This is a genomic window from Micromonospora sp. DT53 (genome assembly GCF_049841535.1).
GTDB lineage: Bacteria > Actinomycetota > Actinomycetes > Mycobacteriales > Micromonosporaceae > Micromonospora.
In genome coordinates this window covers 81,920-99,636 of the sequence record NZ_JBNCKM010000007.1, presented here as the reverse complement: position 1 = coordinate 99,636, position 17,717 = coordinate 81,920, and the positions used below count along the sequence as shown (strand labels likewise).

Sequence of the window (17,717 nt, the reverse complement as noted above, 5' to 3'; positions counted from 1 at the left end):
GCTGGACCGCCTCGTGCGGCTGCTGCCGCTGAGCGCGCAAGCCTGACTCCTCTCCCCCACTTGCGGCTCTGCCGACTCGACGACGATCGGCAGCCGTCTCCGCGTCCCGAAACCTTGGCTGCTCGACGCGCGCTGCGCCGACTCCTGCCCGGGTGTTGCCTGCACGTCGTTCTCGATCAGGAGGACCGTCATGACCGTCATCGACAAACCGCCCACACCTGTCGAACCGACCCTGTTCCGAGCGCTGCTGCGCCGCCAGGCCGCAGCGGTTGCGGTCATCACCGCCGCCGGCGAGCCTCCGGTGGGATTCACCGCAACCTCGTTCACGTCGGTGTCGTTACGACCGCCGCTGGTGTCGTTCTGCCTGGCCCGGTCCTCGTCGAGCTGGTCGACCGTCGAGGGCGCCGAGCACATCGCCGTGCACCTGCTCGGCGAGGACCAACAGGACGTCGCACGAACCTTCGCCACCAGCGGCATCGACAAATTCGCCGCGCACTCCGGCTGGGGGTACGGCCCCTACGGCGTGCCGCTGCTGCACGAGCCGGTCGCCTGGCTGCTGTGCCGGGTGACCCAGCGGGTTCTCGCCGGCGACCACGCGATCGTGCTGGCCGAGCCGCTGACCGGGAGCCACGGCGAGGGCGCACCTCTGCTGTACCACATGGGCCAGTACGCCGCCCTGAACCCCACCACGAAGGAGCAGTAGGTGAAGTCGCCAATCATGCTGGACCGACGGGCGTTGCTGACCGCCACCCTGGGTGTGGTCGCGCTGGGCGCGACCGCGTGCGTCGGCGAGGACGCACCTCAGGCGGCGCTGGCCGCGGGCGCGCCGCTGCCGGAATCGATACCGAAGGGCACCAAGCTCGTCGTGGGCGACAAGGAGCACCAGAAGGCGATCGAGTTCTCCGGTGAGGCCGAGAAGTTCACGTTCGAGGTGGAGTGGGCCAACCTCAGCGGTGGTCCGCAGACCCTGGAGGCGTTCCGGGCCGACGCCCTCGATGTCGGCGCTGTCGCCGACATCCCGCCCATTCACTCACGGTGGACGAACATCCCCACGAAGATCGTCGCGTCGAAGTACCGCCAGGACCCGCTGAACCACGCCATCTACCGGCTCGGCATCGCCCCCGGCGTCGCGGTCGCCACCCTCGCCGACATCCGCGGCAAGAAGGTCGCGTACAGCCCGGGGCAGGCACAGGGCGCGCTGGTGCTCCGCGTCCTGCAGAAGGCCGGACTGAGCAAGAAGGACGTTCGGCTGGTCGAGCTGCCGAGCACCGGCGACGTGTACGCGACCGCACTCGCCAGCCGCCAGGTCGAGGTGGCCCCGATCGGCGGCGTGCAGATCAAGCGCTACGAGACCAAGTACGCCCGCGACGGTGCCACCACGATCGCGCACAGCTTGCGGGACGATCCGGGACACCTGTACGTGCCGGTCACCGTGCTGGGCGATCCGGCGAAGGCGGCCGCGATCCGCGAGTACGTGCAGGCGTGGGCGCGGGCCTGGCGGTGGCGGGAGGCCAACCCGGACGAGTGGATCGAGCGCTACTACGTCAAGGACCAGGGCCTGACCGTCGAGGACGGCAGATGGCTGGTCCAGAACGGCGGTGTGGCCGACGTCCCGGCGAGCTGGACCGAGGCCATCGCCCGGCACCAGGAGACCATCGACCTGCTGGCGAAGGAGACCAACAACAAGCCCTTCAAGGCCGAGGATCTGTACGACCGGCGGTACGAATCGGTCGCCGCGGACGCGCTCGTCGCGGGAGGGACCCGATGACCGCCTCCGTCCTCACCCGGCACCGGCCCAGTACGAACGTCGTCACCGGCAGGCCGAAACGTCGTCTGCGGCCCGGTCGCCCCATCCCGTTCGGCGCGGCGCTCGGCCCGATCCTGCTCCTCGCTGTGTGGGCGGTCGGCTCCGCGGCCGGGTGGATCGACCCTCGTACCCTGTCGGCGCCCTGGACCGTGGTCACCACGGCGGGTGATCTCATCGCCGATGGCCGGCTGCAGGAAAATCTGGCCATCTCGGCCCGACGGGCCGGCCTGGGCCTCACCATCGGCACCGTCATCGGCACGGTGCTGGCGGTGATCGCTGGTCTGAGCCGGTGGGGCGAGGCCATCCTCGACGGCCCGATCCAGATCAAACGGGCCATCCCGGCGCTCGCGCTGCTTCCGCTGCTCGTCCTCTGGTTCGGCATCGGCGAGCAGATGAAGGTCATCACCATCACGCTGGGGGTGTTCGTCCCGGTCTACATCCATACCCACAACGGGCTGCGCACCATCGACAGCCGGTACGTCGAGCTGGGTGAGTCGCTGCGACTACGGAGGTGGGCGTTCATCCGCCGGATCGTGCTGCCCGGCGCGCTGCCCGGCTTCCTGCTCGGCATGCGGTTCGCGGTGGTGGGAGCGTGGCTGTCCCTGGTGGTCGTCGAGCAGATCAACTCGACAAGCGGCATCGGCTACATGATGGAGCTGGCCCGGGAGTACGGCCAGACCGACGTGATCATCGTCGGGCTCGTCCTGTACGGGCTGCTCGGCCTGCTGTCCGACGGCGTGGTCCGACTCGCACAGAGGAGGGCGCTGTCGTGGCGACGCACGCTGGCGGGCTGACCGCATCCCGCACGGTACGTGTTCAGGGCCTGGCGCGAGGGTTCGGGGACCGGGTGGTCCTCGACGGATTCGACCTGGAGATCGCCACTGGCGAGTTCGTCGCGCTGCTGGGCCGCAGCGGTTCGGGCAAGAGCACCCTGCTGCGTGCGCTCGCCGGCCTGGACGGCGACGCGACGGGATCAGGCGTGGTCGACGTACCGGACAACTCCTCGGTCGTCTTTCAGGACGCCCGGCTCCTGCCGTGGCAGCGCGTCCTGGACAACGTCGTCCTCGGTCTGCGCGGGCCGGACGCCGACGAGCGCGGCCGTGCGGCGCTCACCGAGGTGGGTCTGGCCGGCCGTGAGCGGGCCTGGCCCAATGAGCTGTCCGGTGGCGAACAGCAGCGGGTCGCGCTGGCCCGGGCGTTGGTGTCCGAACCGGAACTGCTGCTCGCCGACGAACCCTTCGGCGCGCTGGACGCGCTGACCCGGCTGCGTATGCACGGCCTGCTGCGCGTGCTGCACGCCCGGCACCGGCCCACGGTGCTGCTCGTCACGCACGACGTCGACGAGGCCATCACGCTCGCCGACCGCGTACTGCTGCTGGACAGCGGCCGAATCGCCGTCGACCTCGCCATCGACCTACCGACGCTGCGGTCGTACCGACAGCCGCAGTTCCTCGCGTACCGCGAAACCCTGCTGCGGGCGCTCGGCGTCGACCTAACGGAAGGATGAGCATGCTGCACCTCAACGCGTTCCTCATGGGCGTCGGCCATCACGAGGCCGCCTGGCGCCTGCCCGACAGCGACCCGTTCGCGCAGACCGACGTCGAACACTTCAAGCGTCTGGCCCGCATCGCCGAACGCGGAAAGCTCGACTCGCTGTTCCTCGCCGACAGCCCGGTGCTGTGGAACAGCATCGGCCGGCGGCCGGGGGGCACCCTGGAGCCGACCGTGCTGCTCACCGCCCTGGCCGGTGCGACGAACCACATCGGGCTGATCGCGACGGCGTCGACGACGTACAACGAGCCGTTCAACCTGGCCCGCCGGTTCGCGTCGCTGGACCACGTCAGCGGCGGTCGGGCGGGCTGGAACATCGTCACCACGGCCGGTGAGAAGGCGGCCCGGAACTTCAACCTGGACGACCTGCCAGCCCACCGGGACCGGTACGAGCGGGCAGCCGAGTTCATCGAGGTGTCCCTGAAGCTCTGGGACAGTTGGGACGACGCGGCGCCCCTCGGCGACAAGGACGGCGGGCGGTGGGGCGACGACGATCTGCTCTACCCGCCGGAGCACTCCGGGCGGCACTTCCGGGTGGCCGGCCCGCTCAACGTTCCCCGCCCCCCGCAGGGCTACCCGCTGCTGGTGCAGGCCGGGTCGTCCGAGGACGGCAAGGACCTGGCCGCCCGGTACGCGGAAGCTGTCTTCACCGCCCAGCAGACGCTTGCCGAGGCGCAGGCGTTCTACCGCGACCTCAAGCAGCGGGCCGCGCAGGCGGGCCGCGACCCGAACACCATCAAGATCCTGCCGGGCATCGTGCCGGCGATCGGCGCCACCGAGGCCGAGGCCCGCGCGCTGGAGGAGGAACTGGACCGGTTGATCAAACCCGAGTACGCCCGGCAGCAACTCGCCACCACGCTGCGGGTCGCCCCGGAAGACCTCGACCTGGACAAGGAACTGCCCTCCGACCTGCCGAGCGAGGACGAGATCGAGGGTGCGAAGAGCCGGTACACGCTGATCGTCACCCTGGCCCGGCGGGAACGGCTGACCGTTCGTCAACTCATCGGCCGACTCGGCGGCGGGCGCGGGCACCGCACCTTCGCCGGTACGCCGGAGCAGGTCGCCGACGCCATTGAGGAGTGGTACCGCAGCGGCGCGGCCGACGGCTTCAACATCATGCCTCCCGTGCTGCCGTCCGGGCTGGAGACGTTCGTCGACCACGTCGTGCCGATCCTGCAACGACGTGGGCTGTTCCGCACCGAGTACACCGGGACCACCCTGCGCGAGCACTACGGGCTGCCTCGCCCGGCCAACCAGTTCACGCGGCAGCTCGCAGCCGCGACCCGCTGACCGAGAGGAAAGAGAACAGTGGTCACCTACCGGCCCTTCGGGCACACCGGCGTACGCATCAGCTCCCTGACCCTGGGCGCGATGAACTTCGGGCAACGGGGCAACCCGGACCACGAGGACGGCGTCCGCATCATCCACCGGGCCCTCGACGAGGGCATCAACGCCATCGACACCGCGGACGTCTACTCCGGCGGCGAATCCGAGGAGATCGTCGGGAAGGCCCTCGCCGGCGGGCGGCGCGACGACGTCTTCCTGGCCACCAAGTTCCACGGCCAGGTCGGTGACAACCCGCAGCACCGCGGCAACTCCCGCCGCTGGATCGTGCGGGCAGTGGACAACAGCCTGCGCCGGCTGCGCACCGACTGGATCGACCTCTACCAGGCACATCGGCCGGAGCCGGAAACCGACTTCGACGAGACCCTCGGCGCGCTCAGCGACCTGGTACGCCAAGGCAAGATCCGCTATATCGGCACGTCCACGTTCGACCCGTCGGCGATCGTGGAAGGGCAGTGGATCGCGCAGCGGCGCGGCCGGGAACGGGTGGTCAGCGAGCAGCCGCCGTACTCGATCCTGGCCCGCGGGATCGAGCGCGAGGTGCTACCGGTGGCCCAACGGTACGGGCTGGCGGTGATCCCCTGGAGTCCACTGGCCGGCGGGTGGCTGTCGGGTCGCTACCACAGCGGGCTGACGGCACCGATCTCCGGACGCGCCGAGCGGCTCCCGGCCCGGTTCGATCCGACACTGCCCGCCAACGCCGCCAAACTGACAGCCGTCGACGAACTGGCCGCACTCGCCGACGAGGCCGGAATCTCGCTCATCCACCTGGCGATCGCGTTCGTCCTGGAACACCCTGCCATCACGTCGGCGATCATCGGGCCGCGAACGCTGGCGCACCTGGAGTCACAGCTCGGCGCCGCCAAGGTGACGCTGTCCGAGGACGTGCTCGCCCGCATCGACGCCATCGTCCCGCCCGGCACCACGCTGAACCCCGCCGACGCCGGCTACCAGCCACCGTGGCTGAGCGATCCCGCGTACCGCCGTGGCGGCGGCTCGTCGGCGCGGCGGATCGGGGTGGCCTCGTGAGCGACAGGCCCTCGTCGACCCCGGACGTCGTCGTGCTGGTGGGTAACCCCCGTGCCGGGTCGCGTACCCGGGGCGTCGCCGACGCGGTGGCCGAGGCACTGCTGGATCGGCGGGGAGGACCGCCGAGCGCGGTCCTGGTGCTGGAGCTGGCCGAGATCGTCGGAGTGTCGTTCGGGCCGGAACCGGCGTACGGGGCGAAGACCCATCCTGATCCGTTCACGGCGGTGCGGTCAGCGCGGCTGCTGGTCGTCGCGACGCCGACGTACAAGGGCAGCTACACCGGGCTGTTGAAGGTGTTCCTGGACCAGTTCGGGCACCGAGAGCTGGCCGAGGTGGTCGCGGTGCCAGTGGCGGTGGCCGCCTCGCCGGCGCACGCGGAGGCGGCGGCGTCGGCCCTGCGCGACGTGCTCGGCGAACTGGGCGCACACGTCCCAGCGCCGCCGCTGGCCGTACTCGAGTCCCAGCTGACCGACGCGCACGAGATCGCCACACAGTGGGCCGACCGGCACAGCGCCGCGATCGACGCCCAGCGGGCCACCGTGGCGTGACACCCGCACGGCAATGCCGCCATCTCTCCGACCTGGAAGGCCGCCATCGATGAGCTCCGAATTCCTCTGGTACATCCCGAACCAGGTCCAGCCCGGCCACCGCGGCGACGACGTGATCGACAACCACAACAGCCTGGAGACCCTCACCGGCCACGCCAGGGTCCTCGAAGAGCACGGATGGGGCGGCGCGCTCCTCGGGACCGGCTGGGGACGGCCCGACACCTTCACGGTGGCCACCGCACTCGCCGCCCGAACGACCACGTTCCAGCCGCTGATCGCCATCCGACCCGGCTACTGGCGACCCGCCAACTTCGCCTCTGCCGCAGCGACTCTCGACCACCTCAGCGAGGGCCGAGCGCTGATCAACATCGTCTCCGGCAAGGACGACCTGGCCGCATACGGCGACGGCGAGGCCGATCCGGCCCACCGTTACGCCCGCACCAGAGAGTTCCTCCAGATCGTGCGGAAGCTGTGGACCGAGGAGAACGTCACCTACCAGGGCGAACACTTCGCCGTCACGGGCTCCACCCTGGCACTGCGGCCGGTCACCCGGGGCGAGCGCCGACACCCCCGGCTCTACTTCGGCGGCGCCTCCCCCGCCGCCGAGGAGGTGGCCGCCACCGAGGCCGACGTCCAACTCTTCTGGGGCGAGCCACTCGACGGCGTGGCCGATCGAATCGAGCGACTCAAGCAGCTCAGCGAGAAACTGGGACGCGAGCACGCTCCGCTGGAGTTCGGGCTGCGGGTCACCACACTGGTGCGAGACACCACCGAACAGGCCTGGGCCGATGCCGAAGCCAAGGTCGCCGACATGGCCAAGGGCAAAGGCGCTGCCCGAAACCCGAACTGGCAGGCCGCCGTCGGTCAGCGCCGGCTGCTCGACCTCGCCGCACGCGGAGAGGTCCTCGACGACAACCTCTACACCACCCCCGGCAAGTTCGGTGGCGGCGGAGCGGGCACCACCTGGCTGGTCGGCTCCGCCGAGGACGTGGCGAGTTCGCTGCGCAAGTACCAGCGGCTGGGCATCACCCACTTCGTGCTCTCCGACACGCCCTACCTTCCCGAGATCAAGCGTCAGGGAGAGCAACTGCTGCCGCTGCTGCGCACGTGAGCACGGCCGCGGTGTGACGAGGCCCGGGCTCCGACTGCCACCCCAGGAGACCCGATCAGGGGGCCGTCGGCTCCCACAGCAGGATCTGACGGTGGTGGCTGAAGCCGTTGCGCAGATAGAAGTCGACCGCGCGGCGACTGGAATGGACGGTCACGTGCAGCAGCCCCCGCGCACCGGCCTCGGTCAGGATCGCGGCCATCAGCGCACTGCCGATGCCGCGGTTTCGGTACTCCTCACGGACCTGGACCGACTGGATGTCGCCGTACCACCGGTTCAGCGACTCGTTACTCGGCACCCGCTGCGCGACGTGGAGCCAGGCCACGCCGACCACGCGCCCGTCCATCTCCGCGACGAACGGCAGGTGCGTCTCCGCGTGGGCGGCCACCCAGTCGGCGTACGCGCCGAGCTTGTCCTCGTCAACGCCACGTAGCTTCGCAAGCACCGCCACGTCTGCCGCACTGGCCCTCCGCACGATCACCAAGTGGAGTCTAGGTGAGCCCGCCGCTGGCGGTGTACCAACCATCACCCAGGTAGTTGCCCGAGATGCCGCAGAGCGCCGGCACCGTCGAGGCCCGGCCCAGGCAGGTGCTGCCTGATCAGCCGCACGAGCGCTCTCGCTAGCCTGAACCTGTGCATGTGCCCCGGCTCGATCAGATGACGTTGGCCGATCGCCATCGTGCCGGGCAGCGCCCGCAGCCGGTGCTCGTCGAAGATCGCGGAGACCAGGCCCATGTCCTTGTCGACCAGGATCTTCGTGCCGTCGCTGACCGCGATCCCGGCGGACTCCTGCCCTCGGTGCTGCAGGGCGAACAGTCCGAGATAGGTCAGGTGCGCCACCGGTTGCCGTGGGTCACGCACCCCGAAGACGCCGCAGGCTTCCTTGGCGCTGTCGCTGCCGTCTGCCACCCGGTGAACTATACGGAAGCGGCACAGCCCAGCGACGAGCTGGAGACTGCCACGTCTGGGGTTCATCCCGAGGCGGGAAGCAGCGTCGTACCTGTTCCTCCGCTCTGCCCGGGCCAGGCCGTCGACTACGACGGCCGGGTGGGGCGGGCGCGTCCGAGCCGGTATGCCTCGAAGAGGTCTCGGCCCTGATACTCGCTGGCCGTGCCGTCCATGTCGAGGACGTGTAGCGCCCTCACGCCGTGAAGGTCCAGCGGGCAACCCTAACGTCGTGAACATCAGATACCGTCGCCTGATGTTGAGGGTCCTGGTCAGCGGCTGCGTGGGAGGCGCTGCGATTCGTTTCAACGAAACCGGGGTGCCGGTCGATTCACCAATTTGGCGCCGGTGGACGACCGAGGGTCGCCTCGTGCCGATTTGCCCAGAACTGGCCGTAGGATTTCCGGTTCCCCGGCCGCCGGCTGAAATTGTCGACGGCACGGCGGCCGACGTGCTCGATGGTCGCGCCCGAGTACGGGAAGCGTCCGGCCGGGATGTCACGGAACTGTTCCGCGCCGCCGCGCACCGAGCACTCCAACGAGCCATTGACGCCCACGTAGCTCTTGCCGTCCTGGTCGATGGCAGCCCCACCTGTGGCAGCGGCTACATCCACGACGGAACCTTCAGCGGAATCACCGTACCCGGGCAGGGTGTGGCCACCGAGGCGCTACGCCGTCACGGCATCCCGGTGTTCCAGCACGATGAGCTGGAAGCGGCGGCGGCAGCCCTCGCGGAGCTGGAACGCTCTAGTGGCTGACAGGGCACAGTAACGCCCAACGTTCCAATGGATGAGCTGGAGCTCGTCCGCCTCAAATCCGGCGAACGTTGCCGGGCGTTTGAACAGCGACTCGACCATGTGCTCAAAGGCAACCTCACCGGCCGAAGCAGACGGGGGCGGCTTCGCCGTCACCTCCGATTCAGAACCGGGCATTTCGCGCTCAGTCCAAAACGGACGTAGCTCCCGGACCGGCCACTCATCGGCGAGGGCGGTGGTTGGCAACTTGCCGCTAGGCTCTACCCCGATTCACGAGCACGGCGGAAGGGGACTGGGATGGGCAACCCGTCGTGGGGCCGCGGCTACCATCAGGGCTTCGCCGATGGCGCCAAGCAAGGCGGAGCGATCGGTGTCGCCGCGACGGTCGCATTCAGCGTCGTCGTCGCAGGAGCCGCCTTCGGGTATCGGGAGCTCAAAGCGAGGAGCTTCGCCAAGCGTGAGCAGGACCTTTCTGCCACGGACTCGGACCCGAGCGCCGAGGAAGGCGACGAGCACGAAGCTGGCGAAGGCGCCAAAGGTAATTAGGTCGGCCGGCCCCGCCTATCGAGGCTACTGCGATCATGCCGTGGGTTTCCGAGACTGGTCGGCCTGTCAGTTGGCGTGCGGTCAACCTGACGACGCTGCCCTCGGCTCAGGCCCCGATGTACTCGCTGATCTCGAAGGGGTCCGGGAAGGGGTCGTGGTTCACGGACAACCGCCCGCCCGACCGGGTCTTGAGGGCCTCCACCATGTCCTCCGTGACACCGGGAACGCCGCCCTCCATGCTCAGATACTCCAGCCGGGGCAGGTCCGCCAGGGCACCCACGTCGATCAACCGCTGGCAGCCGTTCAGGTAGACGCGGCGAAGGTTGACACAGCCGGCCAGGAAGTCGACGTCCGTGATCACCGACCCGCTGAGGTCGAGCACCTCCAGCGCACGGAAGCCGTCGAGCGCTACCCCAGACTTCATCAGGTTCCGGCTGTGGGGCAGCAGCAGGTGCGTGAGCTGGCCGAATACCGGGATCACCCGCAGGTCGGAGAGGTCCCGCACCGCGTCAGCCCGAAGCCGGCGCAGCCCGGTGGCGGGTGCCAGCGCCGCCAGGTCCGCGACCGACACCGAGCCAGTGAGCTCCACGTCGCGGAGGCTGGGGCTCATGGTGGGCAGGGTCGGCCGGCGTGCCCCGGAGAGTCCGACCATCAGGCGGCGCAGGTCCGGGCACGCCGCGAGTTGACGCGCGTCGTCCAGGCCCGACTCAGCGCGGATCCGGATCGTCCGCAACTCCGTCAAGGAGGAGCAGAAGTCCAGATCGGAGACGTAGCACCCGTCGAGGGAGAGCGTGCGCAAACCAGTCAACGACGATAGCCACCCGAAGTCGTAGAGTTGCCGGCAGCCGTCGAGGACCAGGACTCGGAGTGAGGCCACGTCGCGCAGGCGGGCGATCTCCTCCGGCGGCAGCGCGACGGCGCCACGCAGGTGCAGCTCCTTGAGGTGCGGCAACCGGGCCAGGTCGTCAATGTCCAGCAGGTGCGGCTTGTCGTTTAGGTTGACTCGGCGCAGGTGACGCAGGTCGCCGAGGCCTCGGGTGCTCTGCAGCCCGGGTAACCCACTGCAGTCGAGCTCGGTCAGGTCCGGCAGGGCGCTGAGGCTCGTCAGGTCGGCCACGTCGTCGGTCACCCGGATGCACAGGGCGTGCACCCCGGGGACGTGGCGGACCGCGGTGAGTTGTGCGGCCGTCCGCACCGTCACCAGGTGGTCGCGGAGGTCCAGGTCGGCCAGGACCTGCCGCGCGTAGGCTTCGGCATCGTCGAACTCGTGCCATGCCCGGAGCAGCGCCTCGACCACCACCCGGTCGGCGTCCCGGTGGGCGTACTGAGAGATCGTGTTGACCGCCGCCGGGCCACCGATCCGGGCGGCCGCGGCGATGCAGGCGCTGATGACCTCCGGTGACCGCTGCGAATGACCATCGAGCCAGGTCAGCAACTCCTCGCCAATTCCCAACAGGGAACGGGCCTCCTCGGTCGTCCGAGGCGGCAGGACCTCACCGATGAGCCGTTCGGCCCGTCCGGCCACCTCCGGTTCGACGTGGCCCGCCGCGGTGATGCACTCAGCCGCCAACAGGAGAATGTCGCGCCGCTCGGGCCCGGCCGACTCCGCTTTGTCGAGAATCCCGGTGACCAGGAGCGAAGCGGCGCTCGCCTGAACCGGGGCGCCGGCGGCGAAGACGATGATGCGGCGCCAATCCGGCTGCGTCACCCGCTCCACCAGCGATTCGATCTCGTCGTACGCGTACGCCCAGCCGGCGAGGAATTCCTGGATGGATCGGTGAGTGAACTGCGCCTGATTATGCGCGACCTTGTAGAAGACGACACTGCGGTCGAGGAGGTGGGCCAGCGCGCCCCGAGACTCGATATGGGTGTTGACCATCCCGCGGAGTTGGGCCGCCACGATCTCCTGCGCGGTGAGGGCCTGCACGTCCCGCCGGGCGTTACTGCCTGGCCGGGACAGGTGGTGCTTCCGCAGCTCCCGCAACGGCTCGATCCGGATGGTCGTGGTCGAGTTGGCCGTCATCTTCTTGGCGATGGCCTGGAGCAGGAGGAGCTTCTGCTTGTAGGTGAGGCCCACCGCCGAGGTCTCGGACACCTCTCTCCCGTGATCACGGAAGTAGATGAGCGCGGCCACCACCCGTTCGTAGAGCTCCGCCCTGCTCACGGGCGCGACGTCGGAAAGTTTGTGCGCGTAGAAGGCGCACAGCATCGCGCACAGCAGTGGTGTCTCGCTGAGGTCACGGACGTTGGGGCGGTTCTGGAAATCGAACACGAGTTTCGCGTGCTGCCGGCGAAAGTCGGCGATCTTCTCGGCGTCGGACGTGCCACTGATAAGCGCGTCGAACCAGCGGTCGATGCACTCCTCGGCCTCCTCGTCATTCATCGGAAGGAGCTGGAGGGTGACGAAGCCCCGGCGCTGAAACCACCGGTTGTCCAGGACGTCGGGACGGGACGTGACGAAGATGTGTGCCTTCGGATGCTCCGACATCAGGTTGTCGATCCACGTCAGGGCGCGATTCCTGTCATGGTCGGACAGTTCGTCGAACCCATCGAAGATCGCGACGGCATCGCCGCGGTCGAGGCAGTCCTTCACCCAGGATCCCGGGACCGTCGGTCCGCGGTACATCGAGGCACGGATCATGTCCTGGTACTCGGGTTCGACATTCGCCTTGAAGGCGTACCGGAGTTGCGTGACCAGCGGCAAACAGTCCGTCCAGGCGGCCATGGCCTCCGGCAGTCTGCGCTGGGCCATGGAGATGGCCAGCCACTGGCTGATTGTCGTCTTGCCCGACCCGGCCGAGCCGGTAAGCAAGATCCGGGTGCTCTGCCGTTGACCCTTACGGATGTTCGCCAGCTCACCGATGGCCGAGTCAACCTTCGGGTCCACTTCCAGCGGGCCGGTGACCGCGGTGCCGCCGAGGTCGTCCGATGGGCTGTCGTCGGGGAGCGCCCGCAGCCGGATGTAGGTCACGTCGACCGGGTGGCGCCGGAGCTCGACCGGCAGCTTGAGCCCGAACAGGTCCGTGTATTTGTAGGTGTTGGTGATGTCGGACCGGTAGCCGGCCTCGAAGTGGCTGAGCTCCCGGGACAGCCCCGGCCGGAACTTGGGCAGCACGACGCCCGTTATTCCGCGTTCGAGTATCGCCTCCAGTTTCTTGGTGTTCACATACGTCTCCCAGGCCACGCTGCTCTGGAAGCCCGGGAGGTCGTGCACGAGCGCCGAGATGTAAGCGGCGGCTTCGGTGAGATAGACGCGGCCGTAGGCCTGAGCGTCGTCACCCAGTTGATCGGACTGCCAGCGGCGCACGGCTATGGGTTCGAGCGCGGACCGCAACTGCTCGGTGGTGATGGCGTCCTTGATGACGTCGTCGGCGGAAAGCCGCATCTGTACCAGCGCCTGCTCCACACCCGTTATCGCCAGCGACCGTTCGGCTTCCGCGAGCCCATCAAACTCGATTTCCTCGATGCGGCTCAGACGGGCCGATATGCGGTCCGAAGCGTCCGCGAGACGTCGTGGGAGTGCGCGTCCTTCGAGACTGTCGGGGTGCATGCCCTCGATCTCGGCAACGATGTCGTCGAAGGCCTGAATACGCTCCGCCGCCGAGGGAAAGAGGATCTTGAAGGTCGAAATGATGATGCGTCGTGCGACGCCGTCCCTCTGCCCTGCCGATGTCATCACAGATTCCCATCGATCGGCCCAGGTTTCACCTTCCAAAGTGTATGCAGGTCGATGCGATTCGCATGTCGACGTATGGTCCGGCGAACGGGACCGATCCGCCGATGCGCGTGGCCGGAGGATGCGCCTCCGAGTCCGCGCCGCCGCCAGGCCTCCGTCGGCCAGCGCGCCCGACGCCCGTTCCACCCTGGGGGCACACAGGGACCGGCAGACGAACGGACGATCATTAACGGATGAGTAACCCGGACGGCGAGGTGGAGGTCGGCCGCACGGGCAAGACGGGCAGTGGGTTCGCATCATCGCCGTGGAAAACCCGGATGACCCCTCAGAGTGCGCCGACATCGGCCGCCGGCGCAGGCGCGTTGGTTCGGTCACGAAGGCGCCTGGTTTGTAACAGTAACCGGCACGGGTACCAGCATCGTTCCGAGCGAACGGCTGGACTTCGAACCGGTTGTCACAGATCAGCAAGTGAGCCATTTTCATCCTGCCTTAGCGGTTCGCTTCGATGTGGTGCAGGACGAGGATGGCCTGCACCACGGCAGTGGCGCGGAATGGGCAGCTGCGTCGGGCCGGCGACACCACGTACCGGGCCGAGCGGGTGGCCGGCGCGGGTGGCGGGTCTACGCCTCGGAGGCCCAGCTGAGCCACTCGGGATCGTGACCCCAGCCGTTGCGCTCGTAAAAGGAAACCGCCCGGGTGCTGGAGTGCACCGTCACGTGCTCCAGCTCGAGGCGACGGGCCTCGTTCAGCACGGCCGACATCAGCAGCGCGCCGACCCGGCGGTCGCGCAGCTCGGGGACGACGAAGACGGACTGCACGTCTCCGCCGCGCCGGGCGTACTTATCGGCTGTGGGCACACGGTCGAGTACTGCCAGCCAGGCCATCCCGATCACCTTGCCGGCGGCCTCAGCCACGAACGCCCGGTGCTCGGGGTGGGTGCGCATCCAGTCGCCGAGCGTCGCGACGAACTCGTCCAGGTTATCGCCCTGGTAGCCGCGCTCCTGGATGGCCCGCCGCCAGCGCAGACCGGCCAGGGCGGGCGCATCCGCGACGGAGGCCCGGCGCACCGTGACATCAGTATCGATCACGCGATGATCATAAAACCACTTTCTGCGTAGCGGTTCACTTCGACGTGGTGCGAGACGAGGATGGCCTGCACGATCGCGGTGGCACGGCGTGGGCAGCGGCGAAGTTTGGCCAGGAGCCTCGCCCTCATCGATTGCCGGGCCCCGCCACACCCACCCTGATCTGCATGATCAGCTTGGAAAAGGCTCATTGATGGAGGATCTCGACCTGGATCGCACCGCCGAGGACGCCGGCGGGACAGATCGCCGCCAGGGCTGTGACCACGGCAAGGAGGACCCGGGGTCCACGCTCCAGATCCGGGTTGAGACGGTAGACCGCCGTCGCCATGAGCAGCAATCCGGGAAGCATCATCAGGAAGGAACGCCCGCCTTCGGCAGCGCTTGTCGCTCCGACCATAAACACGAACGCGATCGCGAGCAGCCACAGGTCGCCGGGGCGAGGCGGCGCGACCTTCAGGTCGGTGACTCTGATTTTGAGTGCGTCGGCGAGTTCGCCGCGAGTTCGGGCGGCATGAACAGCGACCGTCACATCCGCCATTTCGTCTAGCGCCATCTGACCTGCCGCGACTCGTGCGGCAAGCGTCGCCAGAACATGCTCCTTGTCCCGTGCGTTGATCAGCTTCTGAGCGATCGCAGCGGCACGCTTGGCATCCTCGACCTCGACAACTGCGGGTTCGCACACGTCTCTGTTGAAATAGGACATCTGCTGTGCCCGCACGAAGACAAGGTCGCCTGCTCGTAGGGCTGACGGCTCCGAGACTGTCCACGAGGTCCGCCGTCCAGCCCCGTTGAGCGGCTGGAGAGTGATCCGCGATTGGTCGTCCTCGATCGTGACGTCCGTGACCGCGTGAGCCTTCCATCGACGATCGCGCAACTCACTCGGCTGCTGCGTGACGCTGAAGTCACGGAGGTTCGGTGCCTGGCGACCGCTAAACGTGGTCACCTGCCGCGACGGGTGGTCGGTGCACGGATGCTTGGGCCACGGCGGTCCCACATCATCAAAGAAGACGCGGCTGCCATGCTCATTGGCGTAGAAGTAGACCAACGCGCCACAGAGGGGGCAGCGGGCATTCGGGGCGATCCACCCCACCGCACTCCTAGACGGCGTTGGAGATGGTGACGATCTCGCATAGCTCCGCCGAGGCGGCGCGGAAGCCCTGGCAGTAGAACGGCTCACGTTGTGGGTGGCCACCCAGTGCCGCTTACCGGCCGAATTTGTTCGCCAATGCCCGCGACGTCGGTACGTCGTCACCAGATAACCGCAACGCGTTGCGTCAGCATCGCTGGAGGATAGCCACCCGCACCGACGAAGCCGTTAGTGGCTGGCGCGTGCTGGTAGGTGCCCGGCTTGGCGGGCGCCGATGCACGTCGACCTGGTGTCAACGCCGGTGCCGAGCATGTGGTCACGAAGGGTGGCTATGACAGACGAGATCGGCTCCGCTGGGACGGCCATGACCGGCGCCACAACGGGCTGGTCTCGCCGAGAGTCAAGAGATCGTGTGCAAGGACTACTACTCCTAGTGCTGTCGCCGACAGTGCGCGGATCCGCCGATGTGAGTGCGTCATCGCCGACGAATGTAAGGGCTCAGCCGGCACCGTATGAAGCCCTGTTCCGGGCTGTCCAGCGGATGGCGGTGCCCGCCGGTGTGCCTACCGGACGTTGTCGGCTTGGGGTTCCTCTAGGCGCCGGGCGATCTGTTCGATGGCGGTGAGGTCGTCTGGCGTGAGCCGGTCGATGAAATGGCGTCGTACCGACTCGACGTGGGCGGGTGCGGCCGTGGTGAGGGCGCCCAGGCCCTCTTCGGTAAGCACGAGGAGGCAGCCTCGGCCGTCGGCCGGGTCGGGAGCGCGCCGGAGTAGGCCGCGCTCCTCCATCCGGGTGGCGTGCCGGGACAGCCGGCTGCGGGACCAGCCCATCTTGTCGGCCTGCGCGTGCAGGGTGCTGGTGTGGCCGGGCCTTTCCGACAGGGTGCTCAGCACCTCGTAGTCGGGCTCTGAGAGTCCGACCGCCGCCAGGTCACCCGAGGTGCCGGCCTGGACGGTGACCATCACCCGCAGAAACGCACGCCACGCCCGCTCCTCGTCCGGGTTCAACCAGTGCACCGGCGCTGCCTCAGGTCTCGTTGACATGTAAACAATCTACCCCTATATTTCGTTTCCATGTCAACGAGAACGCTCCGCCTCCTCGTCCTGGTCTGCAGCACACGTCCAGGGGCCCTCGGCCCCGTGATCGGGCAGTGGTTGATCGACGCGATCACGCCCTGCGCCACCGAGCTTGGCGTCGAGTTGGTGCCGGTGGCCCTCGCCGACCTGGATCTGCCGTTCCTCGACGAGGAGGAACATCCGTCGTCGGGCATCTACCGGCAGGAACACACCCGTCGGTGGAGTTCGATCGTGGACACGGCGGACGGTTTCATCGTGGTGACACCGGAGTACAACTACGGGATGCCGGCGACCCTGAAGAACGCGCTGGACTACCTCGGCCGCGAGTGGGCGTGGAAGCCGATCGGCTTCGTCAGCTACGGCAACACGTCGGCCGGCACGCGGTCGGTTCAGCACGCCAAGCAGGTCGTGACCACGCTGCGACTGGTCCCGTTGGGCGCCACGGTCGCGATCCGCATCGGTGACGCGGTGGACGACGGACGGCTGCGCCCCGACGCCGCCCGCGACGCCGCGAGCCTCGGCCTCCTGGACGAACTGGTCCGGGTCTCCCACGCCCTCCGGCCGATGCGCGAACGGGCAGGAGCCGGGACGGTCGCTGGCCCCGTGCCCGGATCGTATGCGCGGCGGCTGACCCCCGACGACGCGCCCGAGGTCACCGTGCTGCAGCGGTGCTGCTGGGTAGAGGAAGCCGTCGTCAACGACACCCTGGCCATACCCGCCCTGCACGAGTCGTTGGAGCAGGTCCGCGAGTGGCTGGCGGACCAGCACACCACGGGCGTCTGGCTGGACGGTCGACTCGTGGGCATGGTGCGTACCCGCCGCGAAGGCACCGACTGGCACGTGGGCCGCCTCGCCGTCGTACCGGACCTACGCGGTCACGGGCTCGGCCGGTGGCTCCTGCGCACCGCCGAAGCCGCCGCCGACCCGGGTATCCGCCGCATCGTCCTGTTCACAGGCTCCAATAGCCAGCGGAACATCAACCTTTACCAGAGCGAGGGATACGAGCTCGCGTCATCGACCAGCACGGACGGAACTGCGCTCCTCACCAAGGACGCTTCCGCCGACCGGCTTGACGCTGCCACGATGCAGGCGGCGCACTGATCTGCCGCGATCCGCACGATTTGTTCGCAGCGCCAGTCCGCCGAAGTGACCTTGGACGCT

Annotated in this window: 17 protein-coding genes; 11 read left to right on the top strand and 6 right to left on the bottom strand. The window is 68.4% G+C overall.

From position 1 onward, the window contains the following. The first annotated feature begins 190 nt into the window (after positions 1 to 190). From ACLQ3B_RS22345 to ACLQ3B_RS22310, 8 genes are read left to right on the top strand one after another with little or no spacing between them, the layout of a single operon-like run. Positions 191 to 703: a flavin reductase family protein gene (locus tag ACLQ3B_RS22345; RefSeq protein WP_425782632.1), complete on the top strand. Its 513-nt coding sequence runs from the start codon at positions 191 to 193 to the stop codon at positions 701 to 703. Continuing rightward, a complete protein-coding gene (locus ACLQ3B_RS22340) occupies positions 704 to 1,768 on the top strand; it encodes an ABC transporter substrate-binding protein (protein ID WP_425782631.1) in 1,065 nt (354 codons plus the stop codon). Further along, the gene (locus ACLQ3B_RS22335; RefSeq protein ID WP_425782630.1) at positions 1,765 to 2,601 is read left to right on the top strand and encodes an ABC transporter permease; all 837 of its coding nucleotides are present in this window, start codon (positions 1,765 to 1,767) and stop codon (positions 2,599 to 2,601) included. Before ACLQ3B_RS22340 ends, ACLQ3B_RS22335 begins: the two co-directional genes overlap by 4 nt. Then, positions 2,577 to 3,314 carry an ABC transporter ATP-binding protein gene (locus tag ACLQ3B_RS22330; RefSeq protein WP_425782629.1) on the top strand — a complete coding sequence of 246 codons (738 nt, stop codon included), beginning with the start codon at positions 2,577 to 2,579 and terminating at the stop codon, positions 3,312 to 3,314. The genes ACLQ3B_RS22335 and ACLQ3B_RS22330 overlap by 25 nt, the downstream gene beginning before the upstream one ends. Before the next feature lie 2 nt (positions 3,315 to 3,316). After that, positions 3,317 to 4,648: an LLM class flavin-dependent oxidoreductase gene (locus ACLQ3B_RS22325; RefSeq protein WP_425782628.1), complete on the top strand. Its 1,332-nt coding sequence runs from the start codon at positions 3,317 to 3,319 to the stop codon at positions 4,646 to 4,648. An 18-nt stretch (positions 4,649 to 4,666) separates the two neighbouring features. After that, positions 4,667 to 5,731 carry an aldo/keto reductase gene (locus ACLQ3B_RS22320; RefSeq protein WP_425782627.1) on the top strand — a complete coding sequence of 355 codons (1,065 nt, stop codon included), beginning with the start codon at positions 4,667 to 4,669 and terminating at the stop codon, positions 5,729 to 5,731. Next, complete coding sequence (locus tag ACLQ3B_RS22315) at positions 5,728 to 6,279, top strand: NAD(P)H-dependent oxidoreductase (protein ID WP_425782626.1); 552 nt, start codon at positions 5,728 to 5,730, stop codon at positions 6,277 to 6,279. Before ACLQ3B_RS22320 ends, ACLQ3B_RS22315 begins: the two co-directional genes overlap by 4 nt. A 49-nt stretch (positions 6,280 to 6,328) precedes the next feature. Then, positions 6,329 to 7,390, top strand: coding sequence for an LLM class flavin-dependent oxidoreductase (locus ACLQ3B_RS22310; RefSeq protein WP_425782625.1), 1,062 nt, complete (start codon positions 6,329 to 6,331; stop codon positions 7,388 to 7,390). A gap of 55 nt (positions 7,391 to 7,445) precedes the next feature. Here the strand turns inward: ACLQ3B_RS22310 and ACLQ3B_RS22305 are convergent, their stop codons facing one another. Beyond that, positions 7,446 to 7,868: a GNAT family N-acetyltransferase gene (locus ACLQ3B_RS22305; RefSeq protein ID WP_425782624.1), complete on the bottom strand. Its 423-nt coding sequence runs from the start codon at positions 7,866 to 7,868 to the stop codon at positions 7,446 to 7,448. Between the two features lie 44 nt (positions 7,869 to 7,912). Then, positions 7,913 to 8,296, bottom strand: a complete 384-nt coding sequence (locus ACLQ3B_RS22300; RefSeq protein WP_425782623.1) for a hypothetical protein — start codon at positions 8,294 to 8,296, stop codon at positions 7,913 to 7,915. Positions 8,297 to 8,588: 292 nt separating this feature from the next. On the opposite strand from ACLQ3B_RS22300, the gene ACLQ3B_RS22295 reads away from it, so the two are divergent. Continuing rightward, complete coding sequence (locus ACLQ3B_RS22295) at positions 8,589 to 9,089, top strand: DUF523 domain-containing protein (protein WP_425782622.1); 501 nt, start codon at positions 8,589 to 8,591, stop codon at positions 9,087 to 9,089. A gap of 294 nt (positions 9,090 to 9,383) precedes the next feature. Then, complete coding sequence (locus tag ACLQ3B_RS22290) at positions 9,384 to 9,632, top strand: hypothetical protein (RefSeq protein WP_425782621.1); 249 nt, start codon at positions 9,384 to 9,386, stop codon at positions 9,630 to 9,632. 106 nt (positions 9,633 to 9,738) lie between these two features. Here the strand turns inward: ACLQ3B_RS22290 and ACLQ3B_RS22285 are convergent, their stop codons facing one another. The 4 genes from ACLQ3B_RS22285 to ACLQ3B_RS22270 all read right to left on the bottom strand — a co-directional run bounded on the left by ACLQ3B_RS22285 (position 9,739) and on the right by ACLQ3B_RS22270 (position 16,523). Continuing rightward, a complete protein-coding gene (locus tag ACLQ3B_RS22285) occupies positions 9,739 to 13,494 on the bottom strand; it encodes an NACHT domain-containing protein (protein WP_425782620.1) in 3,756 nt (1,251 codons plus the stop codon). A gap of 434 nt (positions 13,495 to 13,928) precedes the next feature. Beyond that, positions 13,929 to 14,396: a GNAT family N-acetyltransferase gene (locus tag ACLQ3B_RS22280; RefSeq protein ID WP_425782619.1), complete on the bottom strand. Its 468-nt coding sequence runs from the start codon at positions 14,394 to 14,396 to the stop codon at positions 13,929 to 13,931. Between the two features lie 184 nt (positions 14,397 to 14,580). Next, a complete protein-coding gene (locus ACLQ3B_RS22275; RefSeq protein WP_425782618.1) occupies positions 14,581 to 15,438 on the bottom strand; it encodes a DUF1707 SHOCT-like domain-containing protein in 858 nt (285 codons plus the stop codon). Positions 15,439 to 16,043: 605 nt separating this feature from the next. Further along, on the bottom strand, positions 16,044 to 16,523 hold the full coding sequence (locus ACLQ3B_RS22270; protein WP_425782617.1) for a MarR family winged helix-turn-helix transcriptional regulator: 480 nt from the start codon (positions 16,521 to 16,523) through the stop codon (positions 16,044 to 16,046). A 30-nt stretch (positions 16,524 to 16,553) separates the two neighbouring features. On the opposite strand from ACLQ3B_RS22270, the gene ACLQ3B_RS22265 reads away from it, so the two are divergent. Beyond that, positions 16,554 to 17,657, top strand: a complete 1,104-nt coding sequence (locus ACLQ3B_RS22265) for a GNAT family N-acetyltransferase (protein ID WP_425782616.1) — start codon at positions 16,554 to 16,556, stop codon at positions 17,655 to 17,657. Positions 17,658 to 17,717 lie beyond the last annotated feature (60 nt).